Raw genomic sequence first — 12,503 nt, 5'->3', positions numbered from 1 at the left:
AGCTCAAGCGCCGCCGGCCAGATCGAGCACGCCGGGCTGACCGCCGCGGCATTTGCGGATGTGCAGCCGTTCCAGCGGCGCCCTGAGTTCGAGGCGCAAGGCCGCCGGCGAAGGATTGTCCAGGGCGGCGGCTGGGCGCAGGGCGAAGGCCAGGGTACGGCCGCTCTCGGCGGCGACCTGCAGCCGGCGCAGCTGGCGATCGTCGGCCCGCTCGGGCCAGCAGAGCACCGCGCCGAAGCAACCGGAGCGCAGGCACTGCTCGGCGGCCCAGAGCACCTCGGCGCCCTGGGCGCGGATCACCACCAGGGCATCCAGCGCCACGCCGGCCGCCTGCCAGGCCAGAGGATAGGGCAACAGCGGCGGCCCTATCAGGGCGATGCGCTCGGCGGCCTGGCTCAGGCGCGCCAGGGTCGGCCAGAGCAGCCGCAACTCGCCATGGCCGGGGCCGGCGAGCAGCAATTCGGTCAGGGCCGCTTCCGGCCAGCCGGCACCGGGCAGATGGGCATCCAAAGCAGCGACCCCGGTGGGCTGGTCGCTGCGTCGGGCGTCGGGACTGGTCTGCCCCTTCCACAGGCGCCGCTCCTCGAACAGCCGGGCCAGGCTGGCACCGCCGCTCATGCCGCCAGACCTGCAGGGATATTGTCCATGGCCATCGCCTCTATCTGTATATGCATACAGTATTAGAGGCGATTCGCATCGGGGTCAAGTCGAACCGCTGTCTTTGCGGTTGCAGGGATCGCTCAGATCCAGATCACCACGCCGACCAGCGCGGCCAGCAACAGCCACTGTTCGAGGTAGTAGCGGAAGCGGTTGCGCTTCTTCAGCGCCTTGCCGCGCTGGCGGATGCGATAGAGGTGCCGGAAGGCGCGATTGAGGCCGCCGGTCTTGTCGCTGGCGTCATTGGGCGAGGCCGCCGAGGCCAGCAGGGTGCCACTGACCCAGCGATTGAAGGCGCTCGCCCAGCGATAGCGCAGCGGCCTTTCCACGTCGCAGAACAGGATGACGCGATCCTGGTCGGTGGTGTTCTCGGCGTAGTGGATGAAGGTTTCGTCGAACACCACCGCCTGGCCATCGCGCCAGTGATAGCGCTGGCCGTCCACCTCGATGAAGCAGCGCGGATCATTGGGCGTGGCCAGGCCCAGGTGATAGCGCAGGGAGCCGCCATAGGGATCGCGATGGCGCACCAGCCGCGATCCGGGCGGCAACTCGGCGAACATGGCCGCCTTGACCGTGCCGATGCCGCGCAGCAATTCAGTGGTTCTGGGGCACAGCTGCATGGCGGAAGGATGGCTGTCGCCGTACCACTTCAGATAGAAGCGCTTCCAGCCGCTCTTGAAGAAGGAGTTGAAGCCGGCATCGTTGTGCTCGGCGGATTTCTTGATCTGGCCGGCGCGCAGCAGGTCGAGGGCCTCGTCGCGGATCAGCTGCCAGTTGTCCTGCAGCACCTGCAGTTCGGGAAAGCGCTCCACCGGGTGATAGGGCGTGTTGGGCACCCGCGAGGTGAGGAACATGAAGGTGTTCAGCGGCGCCAGAAAGGTCGAATGGTCACTGAGCTGACGCAGCAAGCGATGGCGCACCCGCCCGCGAAAGTGCACATACGAAACACAGAGAAAAAAACCGCCAATCACGAACCACTTCACGCGTCGCTGCCCTGAAAAGAATGTTTCCGGATGTTATACGCCTCACCTGGGGCCGGGCCTAGTCTTTACAGTCTGACGATAAGCTGAATGCCTGGTGTCGAGCCGGACAGCAGCACTGGGAGCCGTAGCGGGCATCTTGTATCCTGCAGGTGACAATTCGAGTGCCCGGAGGGCCTCATCATGCGTTCGCTGCTCTATGGCCTGCTGCTCGCCAGTGGCGTCGTGGCCGCTCAGGATGTCTACAAGTGCGTGGACGACCAGGGCCGGACGACCTATACCCAGGGCGCCTGCCCGACGAATAGTCAGATCACCACCATTCCGCTGCAGAGCCTGCCCGAGAGCAACGGTTTCACGCCGCCGCCCCGGCCTGCCACGCCGCCGCCGGCAGCCGCGCCGCGGGAGGTCACCGTGGTACCCGCCCCCGCTTCCAGCCGCCAACGTCCGGTCGACGACGTCACCGTGGTCGGTGGCTCTTCGTCCTCTTCGAGCTTTCGCCAGGAAAGCGAGGTGCGCGGCTCCGGCATCATCTATCAGCCGGTGCCGGTCTACATCGACCGCCGGCCGCGCAACGAGACCTGGCACATGGTGCCCCATCCCCAGGCGCAGCAGCCCCAGCCGCCGGCGCCTCCGCCGCCACCGAACCGGGGCATTCCCATCGATCGCTAGCACTAGAGCTTGTGCAGGAAGTTGACGACGAACTTACGCCCCTCGGTGCGGTTCTCGGCGTCCTGCTCGAAGTAGCTGTTGACGGTGATCAGGTTCTCCCGGGAAAAGGCGTAGGTGAAACCCGGACCCCAGGCCCAGACCTTTTCCCGCCGCCCGCTGACGTCGTGACCATCGACCTGAGTGTCGGTGATCTGCCGCAGCCAGTAGCCGCTCAGGCCGACGCTGAGGCGATCGTTCAGCGCGTACTGGGTGGCGAAGTTGGCGTGCAGCGCCTGGCCGGCCTGGGTGTCGGAGACCGCGCCGAAGCTGCGCAGCGGCTGATCGTTCTTGCCGTTCCACAGGTACCAGAAGCGTCCGGTCACCGACCACTGGAGCGTCAGCCAGTAGGTGGTGGCGTAGTAGGGGTTGAAGGACCAGAAGTTGCTGCCCGGATTGATCGCCCGGTCGCGGTCGTAGCGCCCGGTGGGGGCGACGATCTCAGCCTCGATGCGTTGTGCCCAGCGCGGTCCGCCGTCGGTGCGGGTGGTGGTGGGCAGTTGCAGGAAGGCGCCCAGGGTCAGGTCCCCTACCCCTTCGCGGGCGCTCAGCGCCTGGCCGCCGAGGCCGTCATCGACATCGGCGTGGGCCAGCCAGGGCAGGATGGCGGTGAATCCGGGCATGGCGCCATTGGCCAGGGGCTGGCCGAGGTAGATCAGCTGGGTGACCGGGGCGAAGGTGGTCAGCTCCTGCTTGGGCAAGGGCAGCTTGCGGCCGTCCTGGTCGTTGAAGCGGCTGGTCTTGCCATAGATCAGGTATTCCGCCAGGTACCAGCCGGGGCCATCCGGCGCTGGCGCGCCGTCGTAGAAGCTGGTGGAGCCGAGATTGAGACCGGGCAGGTCGTAGGCCTGGGCCACTGTGGAGGCGAGACTGGCCGCGGCCAGCAGACCGAATCCGAAACGTGTGCGCATGACGTCGTCCTGAAGTTGTTCTTGTTGTGGGAAAACGTGATCGCCGCACCCGGCAGGCGCGGCGATCCGGGTCAGACGTAACTGGCGGCGAGACCGCCATCCACCGGCAGGTTGGCGCCGTTGATCCAGCGCGAGGCATCGCTGCAGAGAAAGGCGATCACCGCGGCCACCTCGTCGGCCAGCGCCGGGCGCAGCATGCGCAGACTGTCGCGGGCCACGCGCTCTTCGCCGAGCATGCTGACGAAGTCGCCGAGGATGGGTGTGAACACCGGTCCCGGCGCCACGCAGTTGATGCGCACGCCGAATTCGCGCAGCCAGGTCTGGGATTGCACGAAGTTCCAGACGATGAGCGCTTCCTTGAAGTACTGGTAGCAGGTGGCCTGGTCCACCGGGTGCGCCTGCAGCCAAGCCTCGGCCGCAGCGAAGTCGGCGATCCCGGCCAGCTCGCGGTGCCGTTCCAGGCGCTGCGGCCATTCGGTGCCGAGGATGGAGGCGACATTGACGATGGCGCCGCCCGGCCCCAGCCGCGCGACCAGTTGCTGGCTGAGCAAGCGCAGGCCGAGGTAGTTGACGCGCGCCACCGTCTCCCGGGGCGCCGTGCCCGGCACCCCGGCGATGTTGCACAGGCCGTGCAGGCGCGCCGGCAGGCGACTGACCAGGGCGGCGATGCTGTCGGGGTCGCCCAGGTCGGCCTGGTGGAAGTCGTCCAGGCTGAACTGGGGCTGGTTGCGGTCGACGCCGATCACATAGGCGCCCTGGAAGCGCGCCAGCCGCGCCAGCTCGGCGCCGATGCCGGAGGCCACGCCTGTGACGACCAGGGTCTTGCCATTCAGGGTCATGGGATTTTCCTCTTGTTGTTATTGGTTGGGTAACTCGGGCTAGAAGGGATAGCTCGGCGGCTCGTTATGCTCGGTCACCCACTGCCACTGGCTGTAGTCGTCCCAGTTGCACAGGCCACCGACGCTGCCACCGTTGCCGGACTGGCCACGGCCGCCGAAGGGATTGACCACCTCGTCGTTCACCGTCTGGTCGTTGAGGTGCAGCATTCCGCACTCCAGCCGTTCGCCCAGGGCCCGGGCGCGGGCCAGGGAGCCGGAGAGCACGCCGGCCGCCAGGCCGTAGGGGGTGCGATTGGCCAGGTCGACGGCCTCGGCCTCGCTGGCGAAGGTCACCACGCTGGCCACCGGTCCGAAGATCTCTTCGTCGAAGGCGCGCATGCCGGGACGGACGCCGCTCAGTACGGTCGGGACATAGAACAGCCCTTCGTGCCGGCCGCCCTGCTCCAGCCGGGCACCCGCAGCGAGGCTGTCGGCGACGATGCCCTGTACCCGTTGCAGTTGCCGGGCATTGATCAGCGGACCCAGCTGGGTAGAGGGTTCCAGCGGATTGCCCAGGCGCAGGGCGGCGGCGCGGGCGGCCAGGCGTTCGGTGAAGGCGGCGGCGAGGCGCTGGTGCACCAGGATCAACCCGGTGGCCATGCAGATCTGCCCCTGGTGCAAAAAGCTGCCCCAGGCGGCGCAGCCGACGGCGCGGTCGAGATCGGCGTCGTCGAGCACGATCAGCGGATTCTTGCCACCCAGTTCCAGGGCCACCTTCTTCAGGTGGCGCCCGGCGCTTTCCGCCACCTGGCGTCCGGCCTGGGTCGAGCCGGTGAAGGCGATCATCCGCACCTGGGGATGGGCGCAGAGCGCCGCGCCGGCCTCGGCACGCCCGGGCAGCACCTGCAGCACGCCCCGAGGCAGGCCGATGGCCTCGAACAGCCGGGCTATGAGGATGCCGCCACTCACCGGCGTCTGGTGATCCGGCTTGAGCACCACGGCATTGCCGCAGGCCAGCGCCGGGGCCACGGCGCGCAGGGAAAGGATCAGCGGGAAATTGAACGGCGAGATCACCCCCACCACGCCATGGGGCAGGCGCCGGGCATAGGACAGGGCCCCGCGCTCGCTGGGCAGGACCACGCCATGGGCCTGCAGCAACTGACCGGCGACCTGCTGCAGGATGACCCCGGCTTCACGCAATTCCAGCTCGGCCTTGGGCAGGATGCCGCCGGTCTCCCGGGCGATCAGGGGGGCCAGTTCGGCGCGATTCATTTCCAGGTGCGCGGCGGCGGCCAGGAACAGCCCGGCCTTTTGCCGGGCGGTCCAGGCGGCCCAGGCCGGTTGCGCCCGGGCCGCCTTGGCGCAGGCCTGGTCGATGTCGGCGACGCTGGCCAGACCGGTGCGGTGCAGGGGCTGGCCGGTGGCAGGTTCGATGACCTCCAGGGTGCCGCCCTGGGCGGCGATCCAGTCGCCATCGAAGATCCGCTCGCGCCAGGGGGCGCCGTCCAGGAACGGCGTGGATGATCTGCTCATAGCCTTCTCCTTGTTGTTATCGGGCCGCGGTGGGCACAGGCAAGGGAGCAAGGGCTGTGCCCAGACCGGGCTGACAGGAAAAAGCGCCGTTCAATCAGGGACTTGCTGGCTCAGACAGGCAAAGGTCCCGGGGCCAGCCGGCAAACGCCTTGCTCAAAAGATAAAGTTATGAGGTATAACCTTTTCCTCGATTGCGCATTTGCGCACTTCACCCGAGAGGTCGTGCCATGGCCCGTTCCGAACGTCTGTCCCTCAGCGATCTGCAGCAGGCTGCTAGCGGCTTCCAGCGTGGCGACAGTGCCGCCTGGGATGGCAGCGCCAGCCCGACCCAGGCGGAACTGGCCGAGTGCCTGTTCTTCTCACCCGGCGATGGCCGCATCTGGCTCAACGACCAGCGCATGCTGCTGGTACACGCCTCCGCCTTTGGCGCCCTGCGGCGCGAGCTGATTGGCGCCCTGGGGCAGGAACGCGCCCGCGGCCTGCTGACCCGGGTCGGCTATCTTTCCGGAGTGCGCGATGCCGAGCTGGTGCGCAAGCGCTGGCCCCAGGCCGACGCCGCGGCGATCTTTGCCGCCGGTACCCGGCTGCATGGCCTGGAGGGCCTGGTGCGGGTCGAGCCGCTGCATTTCGAATTCGATGTCGACCAGGGGCGCTATGGCGGCGAATTTCTCTGGCATCACTCGGCCGAATGCGACGAGCACCAGATCGCCCATGGCCAGGGCAGCGATCCGGCCTGCTGGATGGAGATCGGCTATGCGATCGGCTACGTCAGCAGCCTGTTCGGCCGCCTGGTGATCTTTCGCGAGGTGGAATGCCGTGCCATGGGCCACCACGTCTGCCGGGTCGAAGGCCGCAACGCCGAACGCTGGCCCGACGTGGCGGAAGACCTGCGCTATCTCAATGCCGCCGGCGACGGCGCTCCGGCGCTGACACCGGCGGAACGTCTGCCCGCGCCCCTGCCCCACGCCGCCGACGGCCAGCAGCCGCTGGTAGGGGCTTCAGCGGCCTTCAACAGCGCCTTCCAGGCCTTGCAGCGGGTCGCCCCGACTCCGGCCACGGTGCTGCTCACCGGCGAATCCGGGGTGGGCAAGGAACTGTTCGCCAGCCACCTGCACCGCCTCAGCCGCCGCGCCGACGGCCCCTTCGTCGCCCTCAACTGCGCGGCCATTCCCGAGAATCTCATCGAAGCCGAATTGTTCGGCGTGGAGCGCGGCGCCTTCACCGGCGCCAACCAGTCCCGCGCCGGACGTTTCGAACGGGCCCAGGGCGGCACCCTGTTCCTCGACGAGATCGCCTGCCTGAGTCTGCCCGGTCAGGGCAAGCTGCTGCGCGCGCTTCAGGAGCGCGAGATCGAGCGGGTCGGCGGCAGCCGCACCCTCAGGGTGGACGTTCGGGTGATCGCCGCCACCAACCTGGATCTGCGCGAGGCGGTACGTCGCGGCGAATTCCGCGAAGACCTCTTCTATCGCCTCAACGTCTATCCCATCGGCATTCCGCCCCTGCGTGACCGGCGCGACGACGTGCCCCTGCTGGTGGATCTGTTCCTGCGGCGCTTCTGCGCCGCCTACGAACGGCCGCCGGTGGGCCTGACCATGCGCGCCCTCAAGGCCCTGCTGCGCTACGACTTTCCCGGCAACGTACGGGAATTGCAGAATCTGGTGGAGCGCGGGGTGATCGCCAGCGATCCGGGCGAACTCATCGACCTGCCCCACCTGTTTCGCGGCGAGCCGCTGCCGGCCGAGCTCGTCGACGAGGCACCGCCTGCCACCGGCTGGCTGGAGCGCCTGGGCGTGGACGGCGAACGCCCGCTGCCGCTGGCGCAGCTGGAAGCCGAGCTGCTCGACGAAGCCCTGGCGCGCAGCCAGGGCAACATGGCCGCCGCGGCGCGCCTGCTCGGCCTGAGCCGCGCCCAGTTCGCCTATCGCCATCGCCGCGCCCGCCAGGATCTGGACTAGAATAACCCCTCGATACCCTCCCCTCGCCATCTCCGACGGAAGCCCTTCCCGCCGATGAGTTCCCCCGACGACGCCACGCCCCTGGACCCTGCCACCACCCCCTGGCTGGACACCGCCGTAGGCTATGCCCTGCGCCGCGCCCAGATGAAGATGTTCCAGCATCTGGTGGACAGCCTGGCCGCCTATGACCTGCGCCCCGCCCAGTTCACCGCCCTGGTGATCCTCGAGCAGGAGCCCGGCCTGATGCAGGCCGACCTGGCCCGGCGCCTGGCCATCGAGCCGCCGCAACTGGTCCTGCTGCTGAACAAGCTGGAACGCCAGGGTCTGGCCGAACGGGTGCGCGGCACCCAGGATCGCCGCGCCTATGCCCTGCACCTCACCGACCAGGGCCGCGCCCTGGTCGGCGAACTCAAGGAACGCGCCGCCGCCAGCGACCGCGCCGCCAGCGCCCCGCTGGACGACGCCGAGCGGGCCGAGCTGTTGCGGCTGCTGCGCAAGCTCAATGGGGAGCTGGGCTGAAGGTCGATCGACGTGGATTGTGTTCGGCTTCGCTGCGCTCAACCGCAACCTACGAAACCCTCACGCCACTCAAAACACCCCCTCTCCCCTTGGGAGAGGGTTGGGGTGAGGGAAACCTCAACGCCCGCGCTCACGCCCTGATCAACAGCGGCGCCGTTCCCTGGTAGCAGGCGCCCAGCCGCTCGGCGCGATGGGTCAGGACGCTGCGCTGGTTGAGCGAGCCCTTGTCGGTGATCTCGCCGCGGTCGGCGGATGGCGGCTCTTCCTGCAGAGCGATCCATTCCAGGCGGCTGGCGTTGCCCGAGGCCTCGCGATTGAGGCGCTTGAGCCAGGCGGCGAACCAGTCCTGCACCGGGGCGCTGGCCAGCACCGTGGCGGCATCGACCGTATCGTCCAGCCCGGCCAGTTGCCGGCAATCCGCCAGGCGTGGAAAGACCAGCAGCCCCAGGCATTCGCGATCCGGCCCCGCCACCACCACGTCCTGCACCAGCGGCGTCCCCTCCAGCACCGCGCGATTGCGCAGGGGACCAACGCTGACGAAGACCCCGGACGAGAGCTTGAAGTCCTCGGCGATGCGGCCGTCGAACATCAGGCCCAGTTGCGGATTGGCCGGATCGACCAGCTTGAGCGCATCGCCGGAGCAATAGAAACCTTCTTCGTCGAAGCAGGCCGCGGTCTGCAGAGGATCGCGCCAATAGCCGGGCATGATGTGCGGACCGCGGAAGCGCCCTTCCAGCTTGCCGTCCACCGGTACCAGCTTGAGTTCGCACCCCGGCGCCGGCACCCCGACATAGCCGGCCACCGAGAGCGGCCCGGTGGTGAAGGTGCAACTGGGCGAGGCCTCGGTCATGCCCAGGCCGGCCATCATGCGGATGCGTTCGCCGCAGTGGGCCTCGGCAATGCGATCCAGGCGATCCCAGACGCTTTGCGACAGCCCCGCCGCGGCAAAGAAGAACAGTCGCATGCGGGCGAAGAAGCGCTCGCGCAACCTGGCGTCGCGCTCCAGCGCATTGGCCAGCTCTTCCCAGCCGCGCGGCACCGTGAGATAGGCGGTGGGCGATACCTCCTGCAGGTTGCGCAGGGTCTCCCCAAAGCCCTGGGGCGTCGGCTTGCCCTCGTCCAGGTAGAAGGTGCCGCCGTTGTAGAGCACGATCCCCAGGTTGTGGCTACCGCCGAAGGTGTGGTTCCAGGGCAGCCAGTCCACCAGCACCGGCGGCTCTTCGCCGAACACCGGGAAGGTCTGCAACAGCATCTGCTGGTTGGCGCAGAGCATGCGCTGGGTGGTGGTCACCGCCTTGGGCAGCTTGGTGGAACCGGAAGTGAAGAGAAACTTGGCGATGCTGTCCGGACCGGTGGCGGCGAAGGCACGCTCGGCGGCGGCCAGCTCACCGCGGGCGAGCAGCGCCGCGAAGGCCAGGGTGCTGCGACCCTGCACCTGGCCACGGGTCGCGATCACCGGTACGTCGGCGGGTAGCACGGCGTCCAGCGCCTTCTGGAAGGCCGGGCCGTCGCTGACGAACACCAGCCCCGGCTGCAGGAGACCGCAGACATGGCGCAGCTTGGCGTGGTCCTGGGACAGCAGCGCATAGCCGGGTGACACCGGGCAGAAGGGAATACCGGCATAGAGCGCCGCCATGGCCAGTTGCAGGTGCTCGGGGTCGTTGCCGGAGAGAATCGCCAGCGGACGCTCGGCGCAGAGGCCGAACTCCAGCAGCGCGGCGGCCAGCTGGCGCACCCGCTGCAGCATCTCGCCATAGGAAAATTCGTGCCAGGCGCCGCCGGCCTCCCGTGCGGCGAAGAAGGTGCGGTCCGGTGCCACCGCGGCCCAGTGCAGCAGGCGATCCAGCAGCCGCGGCGGCGGTGGGGTCAGGGCTTCCTGGGAGGCCATGTAGAGCAGTCCCCCGCGCTCTTCCACCGTGACCCCGGGGTGGCCCAGGGTCACCGGGCGATAGCGCAGCGGCTGATCGGCGGGCGCGCGGGTTTGCGTGACGTGACTCACCTTGAATTCTCCTCTGGGCTGGCGCCCGGAGGCGCCTCTTATTGTTGTTGCAACAGGAGCTAGGGACTGCGGACGCTAGATCGGGTAGTGACGTGGCCCCGTCTGCAGCGTCACCCAGCGCAACTGGGTGAAGTGGTCGATGGAGGCGCGCGAACCGAAGCTGCCGTAGCCGCTGGACTTGACGCCGCCGAAGGGCATCTGCGCCTCGTCGTGCACCGTGGGGCCATTGATGTGGCAGATGCCGCTCTCCACCCGCTGGGCCAGCGCCAGGGCGCGGGCGGTGTCGCGGCTGAAGATGGCGGACGAGAGACCGAATTCGGAATCGTTGGCCAGGCGCAGCAGGGCTTCGTCGCCCTCGGCACGGATCACCACCGCGACCGGTCCGAAGGATTCCTCGGCATAGAGCTGCATCTCGGCGGTGACGCCATCCAGCAGGGTCGGCTGGAGGATGCTGCCGTCGAGCTGGCCACCACAGACCAGCTGGGCGCCCTTGCCCACGGCGTCGTCGATCATGGCCTTGATGCGGGTGCCGGCGCTGGCGTCGATCAGCGAGCCCAGCACCGAGTCGGCTGCACTGGGATCACCCGCCTTGAGGGTGCGCACCTTGGCCGCCAGGCGCTCGACAAAGGCGTCGGCGATGCGGCTGTCGACCAGCAGGCGCTCGGTGGACATGCAGATCTGCCCCTGGTTGAAGTAGGCGCCAAAGGCTGCCGCGGCGACCGCGGCATCCAGGTCGGCGTCTTCCAGCACCAGCAGCGGCGCCTTGCCGCCCAGTTCCAGCACGGCGGGCTTGAGATGGCGCGCCGACAGCTCGCCAACGATGCGACCGACCCGGGTGGAGCCGGTGAAGTTGACCCGCCGCACCGCCGGGTTGGCGATCAGCCGTTCGACGATGGCCGGGGCATCCTCCGGCGCGTTAGTGACAACGTTGACCACGCCGTCGCCCAGCCCGGCGTCCTGCAGCACCTGGCCGATCAGCCGGTGCACGCCCGGACTCTGTTCGGAGGCCTTGAGCACCACGGTGTTGCCGCAGGCCAGGGGCATGGCCAGGGCGCGGGTCCCCAGGATCACCGGCGCGTTCCAGGGCGCGATACCCAGCACCACGCCACAGGGCTGGCGCAAGGCCATGGCGAAGCTGCCGGGAACGTCGGAAGGGATGACTTCGCCCTGGATCTGGGTGGTCATGGCCGCCGCCTCGCGCAGCATGTTGGCGGCCAGGTGGACATTGAAGCCGTACCAGTTGGCCATGGCCCCGGTCTCCCCGGCCAGGGCGACAAATTCGCCACTGCGCGCGGCCAGGCCATCGGCTGCCGCCAGCAAACGGCGGCGGCGCTCGCCCGGTGGCAACGCGGCCCAGGCGGGAAAGGCGGCCTGGGCCGCGGCCACCGCGGCGTCGGCATCGTCCAGGGTGGCGGCGGCCACCGTGGAGACCACCGCGCCAGTCACCGGATGGCAACGCTGATAGCTGCGACCGTCGCCGGCCGGGCGGCTGGCGCCGCCGATGAGCAGGGAAACTTCGACCATGACGTTGCCTCTTGTTGTGCTTGTGGGTAACGACTGTGGATGCTGTCGATCAGCGCTTGTAGGTCTGCAGACCGGGCTTGATGCTCTTGTCGTCGAGGAACTGCTTCATGCCCTGCTCGCGACCGCCTTCCGGATCCTGCAGGCGCGACTGGTCGAGCTTGGCGTAGAGGTAATCCTCGTTCTGCTCCCAGGTCAGTTCGCGGCAGCGCTTGAAGCCAACCTTGGCCGCGCGCAGCACCACCGGATTCTTGTCCAGCAGCTCGCGGGCCAGGGCGGTGGTGACCTCGCGCAACTGATCGCGCGGCACGCTCTGGTTGACCAGGCCCATGGCCGCGGCCTCGGGACCGCTGAAGGTCTTGCCTGTCATCACATAGTAGAGGGCGGTGCGATGGCCCACGGTGTCGGCCAGGGCCTTGCTCACCAGGTTACCCGGCGGGATGCCCCAGTTGATCTCGGACAGGCCGAAGGTGGCCTCGTCGGCGGTGATGGCCAGGTCGCAAGCCACCAGCGGACTGAAGCCGCCACCGAAGCACCAGCCGTTGACCATGGCGATGGTCGGCTTGGCGTACATGCGCAACAGCTTCCACTGCCACTGGGAGGCCTCGCGGCGGATCTTTTCCTGCAGGATCTCCGGGCCGGCGTCGGTCTCGCGGAAGTATTCCTTGAGATCCATGCCCGCGGTCCAAGCCTCGCCGGCACCAGTCAGCACCAACACGCCGGCGCTGGCATCCTGCTCCAGGGTCTCCAGCACCTCAACCATCTCGCGGTTGAGGGTGGGGCTCATGGCATTGCGTTTTTCGGGACGATTGAGCGTCACCCAGGCGATACCGTCCTCGATGTCCACTTTGACCGTCTGCCAGCGTCCGTCGTAACTGCCCATGGCGTGTGCCTCTTGTTGTTGG

At 68.3% G+C, this 12,503-nt stretch carries 11 protein-coding genes; 3 read left to right on the top strand and 8 right to left on the bottom strand.

Annotated features, from left to right (window positions below):
* Positions 1-3: 3 nt before the first annotated feature.
* Positions 4-618, bottom strand: a complete 615-nt coding sequence (gene imuA, locus EC839_RS20935) for a translesion DNA synthesis-associated protein ImuA (protein WP_007159055.1) — start codon at positions 616-618, stop codon at positions 4-6.
* Between the two features lie 122 nt (positions 619-740).
* Entirely contained in the window at positions 741-1,640 is a 900-nt protein-coding gene (lpxO, locus tag EC839_RS20930) for a lipid A hydroxylase LpxO (protein WP_007159056.1), read from the bottom strand.
* Positions 1,641-1,820: 180 nt separating this feature from the next.
* On the opposite strand from lpxO, the gene EC839_RS20925 reads away from it, so the two are divergent.
* The gene (locus EC839_RS20925) at positions 1,821-2,306 is read left to right on the top strand and encodes a DUF4124 domain-containing protein (RefSeq protein ID WP_007159057.1); all 486 of its coding nucleotides are present in this window, start codon (positions 1,821-1,823) and stop codon (positions 2,304-2,306) included.
* A 2-nt stretch (positions 2,307-2,308) separates the two neighbouring features.
* On the opposite strand, the gene EC839_RS20920 is transcribed toward EC839_RS20925, so the two are convergent.
* The 3 genes from EC839_RS20920 to EC839_RS20910 form a co-directional block, all read right to left on the bottom strand.
* A complete protein-coding gene (locus EC839_RS20920) occupies positions 2,309-3,253 on the bottom strand; it encodes a transporter (RefSeq protein ID WP_007159058.1) in 945 nt (314 codons plus the stop codon).
* Between the two features lie 71 nt (positions 3,254-3,324).
* Positions 3,325-4,092 (bottom strand): coniferyl-alcohol dehydrogenase, encoded by a 768-nt coding sequence (locus tag EC839_RS20915; protein ID WP_007159059.1) that lies wholly within the window; start codon positions 4,090-4,092, stop codon positions 3,325-3,327.
* Between the two features lie 39 nt (positions 4,093-4,131).
* A complete protein-coding gene (locus tag EC839_RS20910) occupies positions 4,132-5,604 on the bottom strand; it encodes a benzaldehyde dehydrogenase (protein ID WP_132833150.1) in 1,473 nt (490 codons plus the stop codon).
* Between the two features lie 227 nt (positions 5,605-5,831).
* On the opposite strand from EC839_RS20910, the gene EC839_RS20905 reads away from it, so the two are divergent.
* Both EC839_RS20905 and EC839_RS20900 read left to right on the top strand, forming a co-directional pair.
* Positions 5,832-7,559 carry a sigma-54-dependent Fis family transcriptional regulator gene (locus EC839_RS20905; RefSeq protein ID WP_007159061.1) on the top strand — a complete coding sequence of 576 codons (1,728 nt, stop codon included), beginning with the start codon at positions 5,832-5,834 and terminating at the stop codon, positions 7,557-7,559.
* A gap of 54 nt (positions 7,560-7,613) precedes the next feature.
* Positions 7,614-8,078, top strand: a complete 465-nt coding sequence (locus EC839_RS20900) for a MarR family winged helix-turn-helix transcriptional regulator (RefSeq protein ID WP_007159062.1) — start codon at positions 7,614-7,616, stop codon at positions 8,076-8,078.
* 130 nt (positions 8,079-8,208) lie between these two features.
* On the opposite strand, the gene EC839_RS20895 is transcribed toward EC839_RS20900, so the two are convergent.
* The 3 genes from EC839_RS20895 to EC839_RS20885 form a co-directional block, all read right to left on the bottom strand.
* A complete protein-coding gene (locus tag EC839_RS20895; RefSeq protein WP_007159063.1) occupies positions 8,209-10,077 on the bottom strand; it encodes a feruloyl-CoA synthase in 1,869 nt (622 codons plus the stop codon).
* A 75-nt stretch (positions 10,078-10,152) separates the two neighbouring features.
* Positions 10,153-11,601, bottom strand: a complete 1,449-nt coding sequence (locus tag EC839_RS20890) for an aldehyde dehydrogenase (protein WP_007159064.1) — start codon at positions 11,599-11,601, stop codon at positions 10,153-10,155.
* Positions 11,602-11,650: 49 nt separating this feature from the next.
* Complete coding sequence (locus EC839_RS20885; protein ID WP_007159065.1) at positions 11,651-12,481, bottom strand: p-hydroxycinnamoyl CoA hydratase/lyase; 831 nt, start codon at positions 12,479-12,481, stop codon at positions 11,651-11,653.
* Positions 12,482-12,503: the final 22 nt, after the last annotated feature.

Origin of the sequence: Pseudomonas sp. JUb52, assembly GCF_004341115.1 — a bacterium.
GTDB lineage: Bacteria > Pseudomonadota > Gammaproteobacteria > Pseudomonadales > Pseudomonadaceae > Chryseomonas > Chryseomonas oryzihabitans.
This window is presented reverse-complemented; position numbering and strand designations above follow the sequence as displayed.

Excerpts from the sequence above, each read along its gene's own strand:
- imuA (WP_007159055.1), bottom strand. The coding sequence starts at position 618 with ATGAGCGGCGGTGCCAGCCTGGCCCGGCTGTTCGAGGAGCGGCGCCTG.
- EC839_RS20925 (WP_007159057.1), top strand. The coding sequence starts at position 1,821 with ATGCGTTCGCTGCTCTATGGCCTGCTGCTCGCCAGTGGCGTCGTGGCC.
- EC839_RS20920 (WP_007159058.1), bottom strand. The coding sequence starts at position 3,253 with ATGCGCACACGTTTCGGATTCGGTCTGCTGGCCGCGGCCAGTCTCGCC.
- EC839_RS20915 (WP_007159059.1), bottom strand. The coding sequence starts at position 4,092 with ATGACCCTGAATGGCAAGACCCTGGTCGTCACAGGCGTGGCCTCCGGC.
- EC839_RS20910 (WP_132833150.1), bottom strand. The coding sequence starts at position 5,604 with ATGAGCAGATCATCCACGCCGTTCCTGGACGGCGCCCCCTGGCGCGAG.
- EC839_RS20905 (WP_007159061.1), top strand. The coding sequence starts at position 5,832 with ATGGCCCGTTCCGAACGTCTGTCCCTCAGCGATCTGCAGCAGGCTGCT.
- EC839_RS20900 (WP_007159062.1), top strand. The coding sequence starts at position 7,614 with ATGAGTTCCCCCGACGACGCCACGCCCCTGGACCCTGCCACCACCCCC.
- EC839_RS20890 (WP_007159064.1), bottom strand. The coding sequence starts at position 11,601 with ATGGTCGAAGTTTCCCTGCTCATCGGCGGCGCCAGCCGCCCGGCCGGC.
- EC839_RS20885 (WP_007159065.1), bottom strand. The coding sequence starts at position 12,481 with ATGGGCAGTTACGACGGACGCTGGCAGACGGTCAAAGTGGACATCGAG.